Here is a 20,794-nt window from a genome sequence, read left to right on the forward strand (position 1 = left end):
CCATGTCAGCTTATTTCACGGTTTTATCACGACATCAGTTTCTCTAACTTAGCCATTCTAATCCCTTAAGCCCAATATCCCTCCCAGTAGTTTTTTAACTAAAAAGATTGCCGTCTTTAATAAGGGACGTTTATGACAACTATGCCTCGTTTTACAATGCTTATTTAAACCATATAACTGCTAGTAGCTAACCGTTCAATTAAGCAACTTATCTTATTCCCAACAAGTTGCTCTTTTTCTTGGTGACATGAGTAAAACCACTCGTTTAATTCAAACGGTTTCGTAACAGTGTCTGGTATCATAAGCACCACCGTATGATATTTCCTTGCTGATCTGGCGAGTATGTTTACGCAAATGAGGTAGCACTGCACCGTCAGTCACATTTGATGCACTTAACTCAGTAGCAATCATTTCATCTATATGTATATCGACTGCTAAATGTAACATGCGCCATACTCGTCGTTTTCCATCAATACCATGCTTCTTTACTTGCTGTTTTCCTTCACCGTAGAACTTTGAGTCTGTATAATCAATCTTCGGTACCGTATGGTTCCTTGAGTCTTTATTTGGAACGCGATGTTAAACGTTTTCGTTCGCTTGTTCATGCATAAATCATGAGGACATAACAACAGCAGTGAACAAATTTGAAAATAGAATTAATGAATTTTTGCAGACCTCTAGATAACATTAAAAGTATACATTTAACCATAAAGACCGTCGTAATGGCTAAGTCGCCAAATAAACAAAGTCTTTCATCATTACTCTGCTTAGTTTGATTTCATAGCTAGATGACCTTCTGCATCCATCCATAATGTTAGTGAGTCACTATTAATTAAAGTTTGATTATGGTGTTTCCAGTTGGTTATTTGGTAACAAAGCTTGTTCATAGATCTAAATATCTATCTGTTTAGAGCATAGATTGATAATTTAGGAAACAAAGCCATTTGTAAGATCATAAGTTCATAATCAACGAAAGTTGCGTACGCACTAAAGAGAATTTCGACCTTTTACTATTATAAACACTGCTTTTTTTATCTTTACATTGACTCCGTACCACCAACAGTCATTAAGTCCAGCTTCAATGTAGGCTGCCCCACACCCACTGCAATACTTTGACCTGCTTTTCCACACACGCCAACACCACGGTCCATTGCTAAATCATTGCCAACCATTGATATTTGCTGCATGGCTTCCATTCCGCTACCGATCAAGGTTGCGCCTTTAACTGGTCTTGTCACTTTACCATTTTCAATCAAATAGGCTTCACTAGTTGAAAACACAAACTTTCCGGAGGTAATATCAACCTGACCACCACCTAAATTAGATGCATACAAGCCATATTCAACACTGCCAATAATATCTTTTGGGGTACTCTGACCAGACAACATATATGTATTAGTCATACGAGGCATAGGTAAATGCGCATAAGATTCACGGCGACCATTCCCAGTTGGTGCAACACCCATTAAATATGCATTGTGCTTATCTTGCATGTAACTTTTCAAAATACCGTTTTTAATCAATGTATTGTATTGACCTGGCACACCTTCATCATCTATGTTTAATGAACCACGACGGCCCTGCAGCGTACCATCATCCACAATAGTACAAAGCGGCGATGTCACTTGCTGGCCTATTTGACCAGAGAAGACTGAAGACTTTTTACGATTATAGTCACCTTCTAAGCCGTGACCGACCGCCTCGTGAAGCAATACACCCGGCCAGCCTGCTCCCAGTACCACAGGCATTGAGCCTGCTGGCGCACCTTTCGCATTAAGATTCACCAACGCCTGACGAACTGCTTCATCAGCATAGTTTAGTGCAATCATCTTACTATTTTCTTCAATCAAAAAATACTGATAATCAAAACGGCCACCACCACCGGAAGAACCACGTTCACGACTGCCATCTTTCTCCACCAAAACACTAATAGATAACCGTACCAATGGACGTATATCTGCTGCATAAGTGCCGTCTGTTGCGGCAATAAGCACTTGTTCATACACCCCACTGATGCTGATAGACACTTCTTGGATTAATGGTTCTTTAGCCCTAATATAAGCATCGACTTCCTGAAGCAATGCCATTTTATCTTCTCTGTTCATACTTTGAAGCGGGTCAATGGCATGATAAATAGTTGGATATTGACGCGTTATAAACGCAGGCACTTTAAGTATTCCACCCTTGTCTGCGATACTACTTGCTGCTGTGGTACTCTGCATTAACGCATCAGCATTAATTTGGTTTGAATAAGCAAAACCTGTTTTCTCACCACTGATAGCACGCACACCAACACCACTGTCAATATTAAACGAGCTATCTTTAATTATGCTGTCTTCAAGCACAAGCGATTCATGCCAGCATGACTGGAAGTAAACATCCCCGTAATCGATATTTCTTGTTGTTAGATGTTCTAGTGTTTCACCAAGTTGACTCTTACTAACACCCGACAGGTGCAGCATCATTTCTTCGACATGTTCCAGACTCATGTGTTGGCTGCTCTTTAACTCTGAAAATCATAGACATCCCGAGCATTCAGCTCACTGCAGCGGGATCAATAATAAAATAAGATTGCGCTATTTCGGCATGCATTGCAACTAAACGTACTGTGATACCAATATTTTGGTTCCAATTTAACGATGGCTGGTAAGGTATATATCAGACATGCATTACCAATTTATTTTCATAGTCCACTCGACTCTTGCCTCCTATGGAGCAATAATCATCGAATATCTATAGGTTCCACATTCATCTTAGTTGTTGCCACATTACACTGCGATAAGCACTCAGTTTCAACAGCTTGAATTTAAAGTACAACGTCCTTATGTATTTTACTCATCACTTTGATTAAAGTTAAGCTTTGTTCTCTAACTTAGGGAACAAAATTAATTTCAGCATGATTCACTATTAGGCACTTACTTTTATTTTAAGCAGCCTAATCCTGTCAGCTTTTGTAATACTTTTATCACATAGTGTAGGTTTCACCAATCTTGGCATTATAATTCTTTAGAATCATGTCCCTCCAAATAATTTTTTAGCGCAGAACATTACTTTTTCTGTTAAGATGTTTATGATCACTATACTTCGTTTCCAATGCATATTAGAACCATATAAATTTAAGCAACTGGCCACTTCAGCGCTTGAATAACCGCGTCTCCAAACCGCTACCCTTCTCTTGGTGAAATGAGTGAAATCCTTCGTTTTAGACGATTAATTTAGTAATATACTTTTATACTATAAGCACCATCACCTGATATTGCATGGAGTCTTAAGATGGCCTGTTTGAACAAGTTAGATAGCACTTAACTGTCAGGCACATTAAAGATACTTAACTCCACAGCAATGATTTCATGCGTCTTTGTATCTACAGCTAAATGTAACTTGTACCAAACTCGCCGTTTACCGTCAGTTTCATACTTTTTTACTTACTATTGGCCTGCGCTGTAGAATCCATAATCAAGTACCGGATTATTTTTTAGTTCTCAGCTTAAACGCGACATTAACCATCTTGACTCGCTTGCTAATGCATAAATAATGAGAACATGATAATAGCAGTTGCACAAGTTTAAAAGCAGAATTAATGAACCCTTATAAACCTCTCAATGGCATTAAAAATATGTGTTTAACCATGAGAACCATCGTAATGGCTAAGTCGCTAGATAAACGAGATCTCCCATGATTACTTTGCTTAGTTTAATTTCATGGCTAAATGACTTCTTCACCAATCCATAATATATTAATGAACCATGATTGATTACAGTTTGCTTATGCTGCTTCAAGTTAATTGTTTTGTAGCAAAGCTTATCAATAGACTTGAATATTTAAGTCAACTTAATTATTTAGAGCGTAGATTTAGGATCTTATCACTATAAATACATCGCACTCAGATAAATAAACTACCGTAGTTTAAAGAATGAAAATGAATAACGAGCCACTGTTAATCGTGAACGCTATCACTTAAAATGTTATTCATTACTTATGTTCAATTGATTTGTGCATGAAACGAGCGAGAAAAAATGAAATATATCGGAGCGCATGTTTCTGCGGCTGGTGGTGTTGATAAAACACCTGTGAACGCAGCCGTAATTGGAGCTAATGCATTTGCATTATTTACTAAAAATCAGCGTCAATGGCAAGCCAAACCACTAAAAACCAACACAGTTTTAGCGTTTAAAGCAAATTGCAAAGCCCTTGGTTTTGTATCTGAAGCAATTTTGCCACATGATTCCTATCTAATTAATCTGGCCACCCCGGAAGCAGATAAATTGAAAAAATCTCGTAATGCATTCATTGACGAGATGCAACGCTGTGAACAATTAGGTTTACCACTGTTAAATTTCCATCCAGGTAGTCACTTGAAAAAAATAAGTGTAGCAGATGGCTTATCATTGATTTCAGAGTCAATTAATATAGCACATAAGGCTGTGCCTAACGTGGTAACCGTGATCGAGAACACAGCGGGTCAAGGCACTAATTTAGGTTGGTCATTTGAACAAATCTCCATGATTATTTCTCATGTTGACGACAAACAACGTGTTGGTGTCTGTATTGATACCTGTCATGCGTTTGCCGCAGGGTATGATTTACGCACGCATTCTGCCGCAGAAGCTACCTTTAATGCGTTTGGTGATATCATTGGTTTTAAATTTCTTCGAGGCATGCATTTGAACGACGCAAAAACAGTACTTGGTAGCCGTGTTGACCGCCATCAGGCATTAGGTGAAGGCGAAATTGGATTGGCATGTTTTGAAGTGTTAATGCAGGATGAACGTTTTAATGGGATACCACTTATTTTGGAAACTACAAAGCCAGAACAATGGATGGATGAAATTCGACTCCTACGTCAGTTTGAAACTATGCCAATGTGATTCTTGATTAGTACAAAGTCATGTCATCCTGTGACATGGTTCATGCGAAAAGAAGAAAAGGTGACAAATAGATGATACAAGTAATGACTTGGCATGACGTTATTGCTCAAGAAGAAAAGCAGCATTACTTTCAACAGATCATGACTTATGTGGCCAATGCACGTAAGCAAGGTACGGTAGTTTATCCACCTGAGTGCGACGTATTTAACGCATTTCATTTTACTAAGTTGAGTGCTCTGAAAGTGGTCATTTTAGGACAAGACCCTTATCACGTTTCTGGTCAAGCACATGGTCTATGTTTTTCCGTTCTGCCTGGTGTTAAAATCCCTCCATCTTTGATGAATATCTACAAAGAATTAACACAGGATATCGATGGCTTTACAATTCCTAGTCATGGTTATCTAAAACACTGGACAGACCAAGGTATATTATTACTCAATACGGTATTAACCGTTGAGCAAGGCAACGCACACTCTCATGCACATCTAGGTTGGGAGATATTTACAGACCACATGATTGAAACAGTAAATGCATACACCAACGGGGTAGTGTTCTTACTATGGGGAGCGCATGCCCGTCAAAAAAGCCGCATGATTAATTATCAGCGTCATCATATCCTTGAAGCGTCGCACCCATCACCTCTTTCTGCGCATAGAGGTTTTTTTGGTTGCGGTCATTTCTCGCAAACCAATCAACTCCTATCAGAGATGAATAAAACGCCGATCGATTGGCAGTTAGTGCCAGTTATCAAAGACTAGGCGGTATTTTTACTATTAATTGAGTAATGTAACCACCATGCAAAACCAGCAATGGGTAAAATAGGTTGCTGATTTTTTTAACTGCTATTTAATAAATAGTGCCGCATAATTTTTTCATTTTGTATCATGCGTGTGCTACAAAAGGTCGTGTAAACGCTGCTTGATTTCCTAACTTAAGAAACTAAAGCTAGTTAATAAAAGAAGTTTTCGATGCGTATAAAGAGCCTGTTCAGTACTTTAATTAACATAGATGCATTAATCATGGGTATTGTTCACAATACTAGTACGGGGGTATTATGCGAGTCATGTGTAAGAAGAATTTTAGCAATATTTACGTTAAGCTACACAATGCATTAAACAATCGTACTTTGGAGCATAATGACTAGTAACGTAAAAAATAATAGACGTATAACGTTAGCTTGGAGCGGCGCGTCTGGCGCACCTTATGGTGTTCGTTTGTTGAAATATTTGTTGGCAGCAGAGTATGAAGTATTTCTTCTTATCTCTTCTGCTGCGCGCATGGTGCTTGCGACTGAGCATGCCTTAACACTGTCCTCGGACTCCGATACAGCCAAAGAGACACTAACAAAACATCTGAATGTGTCAACTAAGCAACTCATTGTATGTGGAAAAGAAGATTGGTTGTCGCCCGTCGCATCCGGTTCGGCGGCTCCAAGGAGAATGGTAGTGTGCCCTTGTTCTACGGGATCGCTTGCGGCAATTGCAAATGGAATATCGGATAACCTCGCTGAACGTGCGGCTGATGTGGTGTTAAAGGAACGTGGTCAACTGTTGTTGGTAGTACGTGAAACGCCATTTTCGACGTTACATTTAGAAAATATGCTGAAGCTATCAACTATGGGAGTCACTATTATGCCAGCTGCACCGGGTTTTTATTATCAGCCACAAACGATTGATGATCTAGTGAATTTCATGGTCGCACGTATTTTAGATCATCTTGGTATTGAACAAAAATTGGTACCACGCTGGGGATATGATCAACGTAAGTGATTAATAAATTTTACATATTTATAAATCACATACTTTTAACATAGCCCATTTTGAGTCAGATATACTATGAGGTCATACATTTAATATATTTGGCGTAGTGTACCGTTTTTTAAGGAGTGATTATTGTGACTACCGTTAATATCGAATACCATTTTTATCTGCTTTGTTTCCTAACTCGAGCTCAGACAGCTCATCCCAACATGATTAATGATTAAATAATCGCTTTCATATTAAGCATACTTAGTCCTGTCAGCTTATTTAATGAGTGTATCATGGCGTGGTTTCGCTAATCTAAGTTGTGTCATCTCCTAGACTCAATGTCCCTCCCAATAGTTTTTTGACTCGAACTATTACTGTCTCTGCTAAGAAACGTTTATAGTAACCTTCTTTAATTCCTAAATAAGAAAACTAAATTTTCAATCAATATTCTAAATAGTTAGGCTCACTTCAATATTCAGGTCTATGAACAAGCTTAGTTACAAAACAACTAACTGAAAGCAGTATAATCAATCTTTAATCAATAGTATCTCACTAAAATTTTAAATTGATGAAGAAGCTATTCAGTTATGAAATCAAACTAAGCAGGATAATCATGGTAGACCTCGTTTATTGAGCGACTTAACCATTACGACGGTCCTCATGGTTAAATGCTTATTTTCAACACCACTGAGAGGTCTACAAGGATTCCTTAATTCTGTTTTCAAACTTGCGCAACTACCATTGTCACGCCATCGCTATTCAAGCATTAGCAAGCGAGCCAAAGCAGCTAACATTACGTTCAAGGCGCAGAATAAAGAAAATATCCTTCACATAGTCATTGATCCTACGGGGTTTAAGGTCCACGGTAAAGGAGAATGAAAAGTTAAAAAGCATCGTGCTGATGAGAAATGACCTATCTGACACAAGTTACATTTAGCAGCAAATATAAATATTCATGAAATCATTGCTGCTAAGTTAAGTGCATCAAATGTGACTAACGGTGAAGTGCTACCTAACTCACTCAAACAGATCCGCTGAAAAATCAATGAAATATCAGCCTAGGGTGCTTGCGACACCAGACAATGTTACTAAATAGTTAAAATTAAAACAAAATATGATTACTTTTAACGTCTCCTATCAAAGATTATAATGCTCAAATTGGTGAAACATACGTCATGATACATGCGTTAAATAAGCCAACAGTTCATTCAACTGAAATTTATTACTTGAACTCGAATTAAGAAAAAAGCCTCGTAAATACTTATTCTCCGTTTGTAAGTACCTAATAGTTAAAGTTTGAAATAAACTGTTACAAAATATAAGGCTTAATAGCCCTGTACCATCATGATGCAGGCCTTTTATCTTATGCACACAATCAGTATTATTGTATACATTCTTGCAATATATACGCTAATAAGCGTTCTTAATATAATTTCGGTCTATCCAGGAGAAAAAATGAAAAAATTATTGTTAGCATCTATATTGGTGCTTGGATTTGTGGGTGCTAGTAACGCTACAAATTCAGCGGAAAAAGTGAATGTATACTCCTACCGTCAACCATTTTTAATTAAACCGCTGTTAAATGAATTCACTAAAGAAACTGGCATTGAGGTAAACATTAAGTTCGCCAATAGTGGGTTAGCTGAAAAGGTTGAGCAAGAAGGTAAATACAGCCCAGCGGACGTACTGCTGACGGTTGATATATCTCGCCTGATCGAACTAGTGAATAAAGACTTGGTTCAGCCAATTGATAATGACATCATTAAAAAAAATATTCCCGCACAATATCGCGATAGTAATGACCTTTGGTTTGCTCTAACGACTCGTTCTCGCGTACTTTACTCATCACGTGAGCGTGTGGGTAGACTGGGAGAAGAGTTTGACTACATGGATCTTGCAAAGCCTGAATGGAAGGGAAGAATTTGTACCCGCCCTGGTAAACACGCGTACAATGTGTCACTAATCTCTTCTATCATTGCAAATCATGGTGAAGCAGAGGCAAAAATGTGGCTGAAAAGTGTAAAAGCAAACCTTGCGCGTAAACCTCAGGGGAATGACCGAGGTCAAGTTCAAGCTATTTCAGAAGGACTTTGTGATATTTCGCTAGGAAATAGTTACTATTTAGGTAAAATGCTGAACGATAATAACCAAAAAAATTGGGCTAACAGTGTTTACCTGAATTATCCAGGTCAAAAAGCTAATGGTACGCATGTGAATATTAGCGGCATGGCAATGGCCAAATATGCCCCAAATAAAGAAAATGCACGAAAATTGATGGAATTTTTGACGTCAAATATAGCGCAGAAAATGTATGCAGAAGTTAACTTTGAAGAGCCAGTGAAGTCCGGTATCAAACGTTCTGATTTGGTCGCTTCTTGGGGTCAGCATACTGCGGATCAACTGCCACTAACAGCCATTGCAAAAAATCACACAAAAGCCATGAAGCTTCTTGATGAAGTTGAATTCGACTTATAATTCTCTGTATTTTTTAAATATTCAAATTAGGTTTAGGGGGAAATAATCTTCCTCCTTATACTAAATGATACGATATTATCGCCTAGTATGTCATCATAATACAAAATTGTATCTCTCAATTTGAGTTCAGATAATACATTTTAGCATGATGAACTACTAGATGATTGCTTTAGTTTAAGACGTACTTATCCCTGTCAGTTTATTTAACGCTTTTGTCATGGCGTAGATTTCGCACTAATCTGATCAGTGTGATTCCTTAGGCTCAATATCCCTCCCAGTAGTTTTTTCATTCGAACCATTCCTATTTTTGCTAAAAAACATTTATAGTAACCCACTTGATTTTTTAAATGAGGGAACGAATAAGCAATATGCGCTTTAAACAGCTAGACCCATTTCAACATTCAAGTTCATAGACAAGCTTCACTACACAACAATTAACTAGAAGAGGTATAATCACGCTTTAATTAATAGCGACTTACTAACATTCAGGATTAATGGAGAATCTATTCAGCTATGGAATCAAACTAAGCCAGGTAATAATGGGAGACCTCGTTTATTTAATGACTTAGCTATTACGACAGCCCTCATGGTTAGACGCGTATTTTCAATTCTATTGAGAGATCTGCAAGTATTCATTAGTTCAGCTTCAAATTTGTTCACTTGCCGTTGTCATGTCTTCACTATTCATGCATCAGTAAGCAAGTCAAAATAATTAATATCACGTTCAAACGAAGAATAAAGGAACCATCCAGCACTTATCCATTGATTCCACGGAGCTAATAATCTACGGTGCGAACAAATAGCAAGTAAAAAACATAGCACTGATGGGAAACAATGTGTCTGGTGCAAGTTACATTTAGCAACAGATATAAACACCCATGAGATGATTGCTGCTGAATTAAGTGCATCAAATGTGACTAATGATGAAGTGCTACCTCACTTATTCAAACAGACTCACCGCAGAATCCATGCAAGACCAGGCGATGGTGCTTACGACACCATACAATGTTACGAAGCAGTGAGTGCGCATTAAACGAACGGCTCACTCATCCCACTAAGAAGAAGAATACCTTCTGAGGAACGTAATCATCCGCATAATTTAGCGGTCAGCTATCAGAAGTTACACGGCTGAAATACACATTAAAAAACGAGGTATGATTACCATGAACGTTCCTTGTCAAAGACTGCAATGTTTTGAATCACAAAACTCCTCGGCAGAACATTGAGCCTGCAGGATCAAAATGTTCAGATTAGGGCAATCAATACCACGACAAAAACATTAAATCAGCTGACAAAGCTAGGTATGCTGCAAACAAAAACAATGGTCTAATAGTTAATCATGTTGAAATTTGTTATTTAAACTTAAATTAGGGAATAAAAGCTGAATTATTTGAAAATCAAGCATCTTCAATGTGTACGACATATACATGACTCCGTTAGAGGATGAGAAACACGATTATAAGGCTCATTCACTCCATTGGAAGCAATTGACTCGTATTGAAATAAGTGCGGCTTTTATAAAGAGTTGCCAAACACCATGCCACGTACAGTAGATTGACCTAATATTTGAAATATATACCTGCTTAAAAGTCAGCATCAAGTAATTTTTTTGCAAGTTCTCTCCGCAGGTTTATTATTTTTTAGACAGTTATCTTTATACTGCAGATAGTAATCTATTGACCAGCCCGACAAAAAACGTAATGGAGCATATCTAGTGAAGTTTATTAAGCGACTGATTATCCTTGCATTCATTTGTATGTTACTTGGATTGGGTACAGTTTTCGGGTTCTACTTCTTCGTAAAACTAGAGCTGCCAGATGTGGCGACTTTAAAAGATATTGAGCTCCAAACACCAATGCAGATTTATAGTATTGATGGAAAACTAATTTCTCAATTTGGTGAAAAACGAAGAATTCCTATTATGTATGATCAAATTCCTCAAAATTTAATTGAAGCACTGATCGCAACTGAAGACCATCGTTTTTATGAGCATTCAGGTATCGATCCAATCGGTATCATTCGAGCTGCTTTAGTTGTCATAATGTCTGGATCTGTAAAACAAGGCGCCAGTACCATCACGCAACAACTTGCGCGGAATTTCTTTCTTTCTAACGAAAAGAAAATAATGCGTAAAATAAAAGAAATATTTATTGCAATCCATATCGAAACATTATTATCTAAACAAGAGATAATGGAGCTATATGTCAATCAAATCTTCTTGGGATACCGCTCGTATGGCTTTGGTGCAGCAGCGCGTGTTTACTTCGGCAAAGACCTCGATAAGCTGACACTGAGCGAAATCGCTACCCTAGCAGGAATGCCAAAAGCCCCGTCAACCATGAACCCATTATATTCTATTGAACGTGCTACCAATCGACGTAATGTCGTCCTTGGACGCATGCTAACTGAAGGTTACATTACGCATTCAGAATACGAACAAACAAAAAACAAAAATATCGTAGCTAGTTATCACGAACCTAAAATAGAATTGAATGCTCCTTACGTTGCCGAGCTCGCTCGTGCATGGGCAGTTGCACAATATGGTGACAATGTGTATAAATCTGGTATGAAGGTGTACACTACCATTGATTCACGCTTACAAAATTTAGCACAACATGTCGCAATTTCAAATTTATTGTCTTACGATCAGCGTCATGGCTATCGTGGAGCCGTCGCAATCTTATGGGACAAAAATAGCATTGCATGGGATACAATAAAGATTGAAGTTCATCTAAAGAATCAACCAAGTTATGGTGAGTTAAAACCCGCAGTAGTCATGACAGTTACAGATAAAACTGCTAAAGTAAAACTTCAAAATAATAAGAATATAATACTCTCTTGGGATGGCATCAAATGGGCTCGTCGCTATGTGACAGATACGCTCCAAGGTAGTGCACCACAACGCGCGAGCGATATCCTAAGTGCTGGTGAACAAATTTGGGTGCAATACGTAAACCAAGAATGGCATCTAAGCCAAATGCCAGCTGCAAATACTGCAATGGTTGCCATTTCTCCAAAAGATGGTGCTGTGCAAGCATTAGTCGGTGGATTTAATTTTGCTCACAGTAAATTCAACCGCGTCACGCAATCTATTCGTCAGGTGGGTTCTGGGATTAAACCTTTTATCTACTCGGTAGCCATCGACCAAGGTATGACGCTCGCAACCCTCATAAATGACGCACCTATCAACCGTTGGGATTCAAGCCAAGGTACGGCATGGCGTCCAAAAAATTCTCCACCAATATATGACGGTCCGACACGTCTTCGTATTGGTTTAGCACAATCCAAAAATGTCATGGCAGTACGTGTACTACGTCGTATTGGTTTGAATAAAACCATCAATTTTTTAACCAAATTTGGATTCAACAGAGCCAATCTTCCACGGTCAGAAGCTCTTGCCTTAGGAGCTGGTAGCTTAACACCAATCGAAGTCGCACAAGGCTTCAGTATATTTATTAACGGCGGTTATTACATTAAACCATATTACATCAGTAAGGTCGAAAACCCCTTCGGTAAAGAATTACATAAAGCTAAACCTAAAAGTATCTGCAAAAACAATTGTAACGTTCACATAAACAAACGCAACTCTTCGAATCTACAAGAGGAAGAGAATCTACTCGATCAAACCGATGACATAGCAAACACATCTCAACTCGCCCCACAAGTGATTAGCGAGCAAAATGCTTTCCTTGTCCGCGAAATGCTTCAAGCAAACATTTGGGGTGGCGGTAGTTGGCGCAATGGCACAGGTTGGAATGGCACGGGTTGGCGTGCGCAAAAGCCACTAAATCGTCGCGATATAGGCGGTAAAACAGGTACCACTAATGATTCAAAAGATGCATGGTATTCAGGTTTTGCGCCAGGCTTAGTCGCCACTGTTTGGGTAGGTTTTGATAATAACGCTCGCAATTTAGGTCGAACATCAAACAATACTAACTTAAAAAAAATTCAAATTTCGGGTGCAGAATCAGGAGCTAAAACAGCTCAACCAGCATGGATCGACTTTATGATAAATGCGATTGCTCATGTGCCTGAACAACGCAAAGAAATTCCATCTGGCATCGTGCAGGTACGCATCGACAGACATACTGGTCTGCTTACCCGTAAAGCAGATGGTAGCGCTATGTTTGAGTATTTTGAACAAGGCACAGAACCAACAGAGTACGTGTCTGCAGCGTCTAGTCATGGCAATATCTACGAAAGTGAAGGTGAAGAGTTATTTTAACGTTTTAAGCAAGCAAAAACGGACTTTATTTCCTTACTAAAGTTCAGATAGCAAATCCCAACATGATGCACTATTAAACGGCCGCTTTTCTTTTAGGCATACCTGGTTCTATCAGTTTATTTAAAATTTTTATTATGACGTAGGTTTCACTAATTTGGGCATGATAATCCCTTAGATTCAATGTTCTTCTGAATAGTTTTTTTACACAAAATATGACCGTTTTTTAATAGAAGACGTTTATGGTAACCATACCTTATTTTACAATATTCATTTAAACGTATAGAGGCTGGTAACTGACCGCTAAATCACGCGGATAGCCTCGCTCCTAAAAATTACTCCTTTCTTGGAAAGATCAGTGGAACCGTTCGCTTAATACGAACAGTCTCGTAAGCCCCATCGGCTACATTTGATGAATGTAACTCGGTAGCAATGATCTTATACGTGTTTACGTCTATCGCTACATGTGACTTTCGCCAAACTCTCAATTTTCCATCAGTACCATGCCTTTTTTACTTTTCATGTTCCTTCACCGTAGGCTTTTAGCCTGTAAAGTCAATGAGTAAGTATTCAGTGCTCCTTTTATTTTTTGTCTTGACCGTGACATTATCCATATTGGTTCGCTTGTGAATACATAAATAATGAGAGCATGACAACGGCAGTTGAATAAGTTTGAAAACAAAATTAATGAATCCTTGTAGACCTATCAATGGCATTAACAATACGCACGTAACCATGGGAACCGTCGCAATTGCCAAGCCGAAAATAAACGAGGACTACCATCATTACCCAGCTTCGTTTAATTCCATGGCTGAATTATTTTTTCACCAATCCACAATGCTAGTAAGCCACAATTGATTAAAACTTGATTATATTGCTCCTAGTTAATTGTTTTGTAACTAAGTTTGTTCATAAACCTGAATATTAATTTCCTAATTTTGGCAATAAAGTCGGTTACCATAAATCTTCCCTAACAAAGACGGCAATGGTTTAAGTCAAATAATTACTGGGAGTGACATTGAGCCTAAGACGAAATTCATGGCATGGCAAAAGCGTTAAATAAGCTGACAGGCCTCAGTATGCCTAAAACGAAAACGATTATCTAATAGTGAATCACGCTGAGTTTGGCTATCTAAACTAGAATTAGGAAACAAAATTTAACTGAATAACTTTTTTATCAATTCAAAATGTCAGTGAACTGCTATTTAATTAAAGCTTAATTATACTACTGCCAGTTGACTGTTTTGCAATTAAATTTGTCTATAGACATGACTATTTGAGTGACTTAGCTATTTAGAGCGCAGATTAATAATTGATTGGCCTAATTTAGGAAACCAAACTCCAAGCAATGTATTCATTTTACAAGTCATTCTGAAAAAAGACAGTACGCAAAAAGTAGTATCCACCATAACAGTATGATTCCATAATAAAAAAATGTGGTCCATTTTATGCTTCTTATTGATTGCATTGACGGCTGACTATCACTCAAAAGAATAAGAAGGAGAATACCATGTGTGTAGTTTTTACGGTTGAATTTTCATTGTGCACATTAGTTCATAGTATTGAAATAATTCTATGAACATGCAAACAACCCACCAATGGATTAAACATAGTTCCAATCCAGTCGCTCGTAGTCTTTTTAAAATCCTGCAGCTCATGATTCAAATAAGTGTACCAGCGCCAAAAATCATCACATCTCCACTTTATGCTGCCACAATCACCATTATGAAATTTTGGACTACCCTCACACGTGTATTATGGTGGACACCTATTTTTAAAGGTCGCATCAATCACATTGGTAAAGGCTTTTATCTTTATGGCGGCATGCCTTTTGTCAGTGGATCTATTTCCTTAAAATTTGGTGATAACTGTCGCGTATCTGGTCAAACGACCTTATCGGGAAGGTCAACTAGCTCCGCATGCCCATTGCTAACAGTGGGAAACAATGTAGATATAGGATGGCAAACTACCATTGCTGTCGGCACCAAAATTATAATCTATGATAACGTGCGCATCGCTGGTTGTACTTTTCTTGCGGGATACCCCGGTCATCCTATGAACGCTTCAGATCGCGCTGCAGGATTGCCTGAGTTGGATAGCCAAGTTGGTGACATTATTTTGGAACGTGACGTATGGCTTGCAACAGGTGTATCCGTTTTGGCTGGTGTCACAATAGGACAAGGTACGATTATTGCTGCTGGTAGTGTGGTGACCTCTGATTTACCTCCTTTTGTAATAGCTGGCGGTATACCTGCAAAAATACTCCGCACATTAACAACCGAGGAACAGAAGAGATGAATAGAGATCTGATTGTTTTTGGAGAAGACTGGGGAGGACTACCTTCCAGCACCCAGCATCTCATCCAACATCTTGCGCCGCAACGTAAAGTGATTTGGATTAATTCTATTGGTTTACGCCAACCACGCTTGTCTTTCCATGATATAAAACGTGCATGGTATAAATTAATAGTACCCACTGTCATTGATGCCTCTGTTCAAATAACCAACACACCCCACAATATTACAGTGGTCAATCCAACCACATTGCCCGCACCAAGAGCACAATACAGCCGTAAGTTAGCAGCAAATTGGTTGACGAAACAATTGTTACCCATCATTAAGCAAACAAAACTACACAACCCTATTCTATGGACATCAATTCCTACTGCTGTAGATATGGCTAACAAATTAGGCGCAAAATCTTTAGTGTATTACTGCTGTGATGATTTTTCATCACTGGTCGGCGTCGATCATGACACAGTCACGAAACGTGAAGTAGAACTGATTGAAAAAGCTGACCTCATTTTAGCATCTAGCGAAATATTGTTTAATCGTTTCCCTAAATCGCGCACACATTTATTGCCACATGGTGTTGATTACAAATTATTTTCCACACCTGTACTACGCGCTGGAGATATGCCTTACAGCCAACGTCCCATTGCGGGATTTTATGGCTCATTATCCGAATGGTTAAACTACAGTTTGTTAGATGCTGTTATTTCTGCATTACCAAATTGGGGCTTCGTCTTTATCGGCCAAATATGTAAGCGCGCTGTCGCACTCAAGGAACATAACAACGTGATACTGCTTGGCTCTCGTCCTCATCATTTACTACCAACTTACAGCCAACACTGGACAGCAAGCTTGTTACCATTCACAGATAATGCACAAATTAATGCATGTAATCCGTTGAAACTTAGAGAATACCTCGCAACCGGCATACCCGTAATCAGCACACCTTTCCCTGCACTAAAAAGTTACTCTGATTTTGTATCCAAGGTGAAAACTCCACACGAAATGATTCAAGCGCTAATAAAAGCACAATTCAAACGCCGCAATGAAGCACAACAAAATGCTGTTAAGTCTCATACATGGGCAGCCAGAGCAAAAGAGCTAGAGAGATGGCTGAGTACCTTATGAACTCGCTAACGTATAAGTTTCTCATTTTACTTGATGGTGCATGGCGTCGACGCTATGTCATTATGCTGCCTATCATTATATTGCCTTTAATTGGCATTGCTATCGGTTTACTCAGCCCGAAACAATTTAATTCTCATACCAGTATGCTTATTCAAGAAACTGCCAACATGAATCCATTTTTAGAAGATCTCGCAGTATCCTCTATGATGAAAGAACGCTTTAATGGACTTCAAACTTTATTACATAGCCGCCATATTCTCGGTAAAGTTGCATTAGATCGAAAACTGATCACCGAAGAGTCGGAACTTAAGCTAATTGATGAAACCATTGAAACCCTTTCAAACGGGTTATCCATGTCTACCATTGGCAGAGATGTTATTCGTATCGATTTCCAATTTAATCAATCCGAAGGGATGAAAGAAACGTTAGAGATTGTCAGTCAACATGTCATCGAAGAATTACTCGCTCCCGAACGTTCTTCCATGAAAGACTCCAGTTACTTTTTATCCGAACACATTAAGTTCCGTCGTGAAGACCTCAATAAAGCAGAAACTGTACTATCAAAATTTAAGAGCCTTAACTCTGATGGGCTCCCAGCACTTCAATTGGCAAACCTCTCCCGTATTGAAGCTTTAAAGCAACGCTTATCTGAAAAGGAAGCCGAAAAAGCTGGTGCACAACGTGGGCTGGGTGGCCTTGACCAACAACTTTCCACCACCAACCCCATACTTGGTAAAATTGAAGAGCAGATCGTAAAAATACGCAGTGAGTTGGTACTACTCAAAGCACGCTATACTGACCAGCATAGCCTTGTAAAAAACTCAATGCGCAATCTACGTCGTTTAGAGGAACAACGTTCGCAGTTATTATCCAATACTTCGCAAACTGTAAATGCCGACCAGCTTTGGGCCATCGCGAGCAGCACTACCATGGCAACAGAGGGCGAGTCCCATCAACCACTATTAATTTCTCAACTTGAAAATCTACAACTCGCACGTAGCACAGTAGCAATGCTCGAAGAAGAAACATCTAGCCTAAGAAACATGATCATTGAACTTGAAGTCAAAACTAGTAAATCAGGAATAAAAGAGCAAAAAATTAAAAAACTAGAGCGTGATTTAGATGTGAAACGTGAACTATTTAATGAATTGCTTGAACGCTATGAAATGGCTAGACTAACCAGCTCACTGAGCGTGTTCGAGCAAGACAAACGTATCAAAGTCATAGACCTTCCATTTTCACCAGCTACGCCCAGTAACATGCCTCTGACGATCTTTACTGTCGCGGGTTTAATTGGCGGTATATTTCTTGGCTGTGGAGTGTCCATGCTTCTTGAGCTAACAGACACAACTATTCGTAGAATTTCAACCTTAGAAAAAATTACTAGCGCCCCAGTTTTGACGCGTATACCTGAGTTTAGAAACGTACTCATACCATCCCCAAATATTACAAACACTATATTTAATGGAAATAAACATATTGCCATTAAATAAAAAAATACATGCTCCTATATAATCACATTTAAATAACCAGGTACATCATCTGTGAAATATTGGCTACTACTTCTATTACTGATGTTTACTGCACCAGCATATCCCAAAATTCGTATTAATAAGTCCGAGCTAAGCATAGTGTCTGAAAGTAGCCTGTTAATTATTCAAGGTACAAATTTCTCAAACTCAGACGTCATACTGGTAATTCGAGCTGATGATAGCCAAGACCCAGGATATGCTGACCGCGCTAATATAGAGAGAGTTATTCCAAAAGGAAAGTTTGAGCTGCAAGTGTCATTCGCCAGTTTAAGAACACCCAGTGGGCGCCAACTAAAACTCGATACTCTTGAGCAAATCATTCTCTTTCCTGGAGAAATAACACCAGGTTTTACCCTTATCTCTGTGCAAGTTAAAATCCCGGAGCCATTAGGCAAAAATGTCTATGCGTGGGATCTTGGTCCAGCCGAAAGCGCTATCTGGCCTGGGTTTAAACCACTCACCATCAATATGGGTCTTCTTTCAGGGAAAAACATGACACCAGTGGACCGTAGTGCAAAAATGCAAGCGGCTGACAGTCTGACCTGCGATGGAATCCGTGGAATTGAGACTGCCAGCCTCCCTTTGCCTATAGGTAATTGGCAAATCACCTTGTGGCTCAGAGATGCAGGGGAATGGGAATACCTTCCTCACCCGCTTAAACGAAAAATTTACGCAAACGGAAAACGTATTTACGTGAAAGACCTGACACCAAGTGAATGGATACAGCGTATTTATCTTGGGCGTCGAGATATTGAAGCTACCCCAGCTAGCAGTAGTTGGGAGCTTTTCGGTAAAAGAGAAAGTGACCGTGTTACATTTGATATTTATAGTGATGGTACCCCCATTATTCTGCGCCTATACGGTGATTCCACGGATGCGCAATTTATCAGTGCCATTCTGGCTATTCCCAGCAAAAATGCACTGATCCTTGACATACTCACGCGTCAACGTAAGGCATGGTGGGAAAAAAATTGGGCAATCGCAAACTGGAAAAAATGGCCTACTGGTCAACCAAGCTTAACCATAGAGAACGCCAAATTACAAGCTGCACCTGGCACCTCTGTTACCGCCATATTCGAGTTCGAACAAGGCAATCTCCCTGGTGCACCCATGATTATGCTCAGTCAACCCACCCTAAACAACCACTCAATTCCGGCACATTGGCACTGGAGTCAATGGCAGCTGACCCGCACGCACCTTGCATCCACACTATTAGAAGCACACGACACATATTTGCGGCATGGATTAATGCCAGCGAACAAAGGTGTAGCCATGCCCCGCCAATTAGTTGTTCGTTTTGATTTACCTCAAGGCCTCGCAAAGGGTTTATATAAAGGTGAGATGCGCATAATGATACCAGGCAAAAATTTTACCCTTCCTTTTCACATTAATGTGGTTGACGCTGTACTCCCAGAACTCACGAAACCTATTGGTATTTATTTAGAAAAACCTGTCCATTTCGGCTGGTTTAAAGAATTGGAGATGCTAGGTGACCAAGCAATGATATGTGACCTTCGTTTTTTACGTAAATTAGGTTTAACAGGAATATCTCCTCCCTACCCAACACCAAGTGATGATGAAAAACGTATTAAATTTAATAGATTATCAGGCGAACTCAATAAGCTGGGTTTTGTAGATTCCATGGCGTATACATCAGCTAAACGGCTTAGTCAAAGATTAGGAGCAGGTAATGCCGCTAATATTGTTGCTGAAATAGAGGCAGAATACAAACAAAAATTGCAAAATATGCCATACTGGTCAATTGCCGATGAACCCAGCAATCCGGGTAACACTGATTTATTTAAAAGCATCCACCGATACTTTACTCTGTTCGCACCAACAGCCAAACTAGCCGGACACTTAAACCACTCTGCCGACAAAGCATACCTTCCTATGTTCGATATGATCCTCATTAATGACGGTTATGGAGCGAATAAAAAGGACATTCAAGACGCACAAGATCAAAACCTTAAAGTATGGCTATACAACATGCCTAACCCTCGAGCTGCTGCTGGGTTCTACCTTTGGCAAACTCAAGCCGATGGATTTATCCAATGGCACGGCCGCATGCCTACTGCTGACCCTTTTGATCCAACCGATGGACGCGAATTTGATGTGCAATTTTTGTATCCTTCAGAAAACCCATGTCCACAGGAACCAGATATAAATATACTGCTTTATGACATCATGAATGGCATTGTCGATCATCGCTGGATGCTTTGGTTACAACAGAAAGCAAATTCGAACAGTAATGCCAAAGTTCTACTGAACCAACTACGTCATGAGATCCCTAGCACATGGAATGCAATGCGAGACATCGATGATTCTCTCCTTTCTCAGTGGAGGCAACAAATCATCAATTTAGTAGATTAACGAAAAAATTGCTCAGATAGACTCTCAAAATGAAAAAATACATAATTGCTAAATTGCATCTAAATTTATTCTTTTAATATCAATTAATTAATTACATAAAAATTTTGGCACACCTTCTGCTTTGCTTCAAGCATCTACCTAAATATTAAAGGCTTCA

General features: G+C 39.1%; 12 protein-coding genes and 5 pseudogenes. 13 read left to right on the forward strand and 4 right to left on the reverse strand.

Annotated features, from left to right (window positions below; all coding sequences use genetic code 11):
- Positions 1-15 precede the first annotated feature (15 nt).
- From BTN50_RS03875 to BTN50_RS03885, 3 genes and pseudogenes are all read right to left on the reverse strand, one after another.
- Positions 16-887 (reverse strand): annotated as a pseudogene (locus tag BTN50_RS03875) (IS5 family transposase).
- 150 nt (positions 888-1,037) lie between these two features.
- Positions 1,038-2,489, reverse strand: coding sequence for a metalloprotease TldD (tldD, locus tag BTN50_RS03880; RefSeq protein WP_096619092.1), 1,452 nt, complete (start codon positions 2,487-2,489; stop codon positions 1,038-1,040).
- A gap of 432 nt (positions 2,490-2,921) precedes the next feature.
- Positions 2,922-3,809, reverse strand: a pseudogene (locus BTN50_RS03885) (IS5 family transposase).
- 207 nt (positions 3,810-4,016) lie between these two features.
- On the opposite strand from BTN50_RS03885, the gene nfo reads away from it, so the two are divergent.
- The 8 genes and pseudogenes from nfo (at position 4,017) to BTN50_RS03920 (ending at position 13,316) form a co-directional block, all read left to right on the forward strand.
- The gene (gene nfo, locus BTN50_RS03890; RefSeq protein WP_096619093.1) at positions 4,017-4,868 is read left to right on the forward strand and encodes a deoxyribonuclease IV; all 852 of its coding nucleotides are present in this window, start codon (positions 4,017-4,019) and stop codon (positions 4,866-4,868) included.
- Between the two features lie 71 nt (positions 4,869-4,939).
- On the forward strand, positions 4,940-5,626 hold the full coding sequence (gene ung / locus BTN50_RS03895; RefSeq protein WP_096619094.1) for a uracil-DNA glycosylase: 687 nt from the start codon (positions 4,940-4,942) through the stop codon (positions 5,624-5,626).
- Positions 5,627-6,004: 378 nt separating this feature from the next.
- Positions 6,005-6,637, forward strand: a complete 633-nt coding sequence (locus BTN50_RS03900; RefSeq protein ID WP_096619095.1) for a flavin prenyltransferase UbiX — start codon at positions 6,005-6,007, stop codon at positions 6,635-6,637.
- 516 nt (positions 6,638-7,153) lie between these two features.
- Positions 7,154-7,651: pseudogene (locus BTN50_RS03905) on the forward strand (transposase); the annotation flags it as partial.
- Positions 7,652-8,071: 420 nt separating this feature from the next.
- Positions 8,072-9,091 carry an extracellular solute-binding protein gene (locus tag BTN50_RS03910; RefSeq protein WP_096619096.1) on the forward strand — a complete coding sequence of 340 codons (1,020 nt, stop codon included), beginning with the start codon at positions 8,072-8,074 and terminating at the stop codon, positions 9,089-9,091.
- Positions 9,092-9,581: 490 nt separating this feature from the next.
- Entirely contained in the window at positions 9,582-9,803 is a 222-nt protein-coding gene (locus BTN50_RS12175; protein ID WP_263363294.1) for a transposase, read from the forward strand.
- 87 nt (positions 9,804-9,890) lie between these two features.
- Positions 9,891-10,124 (forward strand): transposase, encoded by a 234-nt coding sequence (locus BTN50_RS12180; RefSeq protein ID WP_263363293.1) that lies wholly within the window; start codon positions 9,891-9,893, stop codon positions 10,122-10,124.
- A 681-nt stretch (positions 10,125-10,805) separates the two neighbouring features.
- Entirely contained in the window at positions 10,806-13,316 is a 2,511-nt protein-coding gene (locus BTN50_RS03920) for a penicillin-binding protein 1A (RefSeq protein ID WP_096619097.1), read from the forward strand.
- Between the two features lie 73 nt (positions 13,317-13,389).
- Here the strand turns inward: BTN50_RS03920 and BTN50_RS03925 are convergent.
- Positions 13,390-14,172 (reverse strand): annotated as a pseudogene (locus tag BTN50_RS03925) (transposase).
- An 87-nt stretch (positions 14,173-14,259) separates the two neighbouring features.
- On the opposite strand from BTN50_RS03925, the pseudogene BTN50_RS11020 reads away from it, so the two are divergent.
- From BTN50_RS11020 to BTN50_RS03945, 5 genes and pseudogenes are all read left to right on the forward strand, one after another.
- Positions 14,260-14,419, forward strand: a pseudogene (locus BTN50_RS11020) (IS5/IS1182 family transposase); the annotation flags it as partial.
- Between the two features lie 469 nt (positions 14,420-14,888).
- On the forward strand, positions 14,889-15,611 hold the full coding sequence (locus BTN50_RS03930; protein ID WP_096619098.1) for an acyltransferase: 723 nt from the start codon (positions 14,889-14,891) through the stop codon (positions 15,609-15,611).
- Positions 15,608-16,732, forward strand: coding sequence for a glycosyltransferase family protein (locus tag BTN50_RS03935; RefSeq protein ID WP_096619099.1), 1,125 nt, complete (start codon positions 15,608-15,610; stop codon positions 16,730-16,732). The genes BTN50_RS03930 and BTN50_RS03935 overlap by 4 nt, the downstream gene beginning before the upstream one ends.
- A complete protein-coding gene (locus tag BTN50_RS03940; protein WP_096619529.1) occupies positions 16,729-18,225 on the forward strand; it encodes a GumC family protein in 1,497 nt (498 codons plus the stop codon). The genes BTN50_RS03935 and BTN50_RS03940 overlap by 4 nt, the downstream gene beginning before the upstream one ends.
- Positions 18,226-18,276: 51 nt before the next feature.
- Entirely contained in the window at positions 18,277-20,637 is a 2,361-nt protein-coding gene (locus BTN50_RS03945; RefSeq protein WP_096619100.1) for a hypothetical protein, read from the forward strand.
- Positions 20,638-20,794: the final 157 nt, after the last annotated feature.

The sequence above is a fragment of the Candidatus Enterovibrio altilux genome, assembly GCF_002381345.1.
Lineage (GTDB): Bacteria > Pseudomonadota > Gammaproteobacteria > Enterobacterales > Vibrionaceae > Enterovibrio > Enterovibrio altilux.

Excerpts from the sequence above, each read along its gene's own strand:
- tldD (WP_096619092.1), bottom strand. The coding sequence starts at position 2,489 with ATGAGTCTGGAACATGTCGAAGAAATGATGCTGCACCTGTCGGGTGTT.
- nfo (WP_096619093.1), top strand. The coding sequence starts at position 4,017 with ATGAAATATATCGGAGCGCATGTTTCTGCGGCTGGTGGTGTTGATAAA.
- ung (WP_096619094.1), top strand. The coding sequence starts at position 4,940 with ATGATACAAGTAATGACTTGGCATGACGTTATTGCTCAAGAAGAAAAG.
- BTN50_RS03900 (WP_096619095.1), top strand. The coding sequence starts at position 6,005 with ATGACTAGTAACGTAAAAAATAATAGACGTATAACGTTAGCTTGGAGC.
- BTN50_RS03910 (WP_096619096.1), top strand. The coding sequence starts at position 8,072 with ATGAAAAAATTATTGTTAGCATCTATATTGGTGCTTGGATTTGTGGGT.
- BTN50_RS03930 (WP_096619098.1), top strand. The coding sequence starts at position 14,889 with ATGAACATGCAAACAACCCACCAATGGATTAAACATAGTTCCAATCCA.
- BTN50_RS03935 (WP_096619099.1), top strand. The coding sequence starts at position 15,608 with ATGAATAGAGATCTGATTGTTTTTGGAGAAGACTGGGGAGGACTACCT.
- BTN50_RS03940 (WP_096619529.1), top strand. The coding sequence starts at position 16,729 with ATGAACTCGCTAACGTATAAGTTTCTCATTTTACTTGATGGTGCATGG.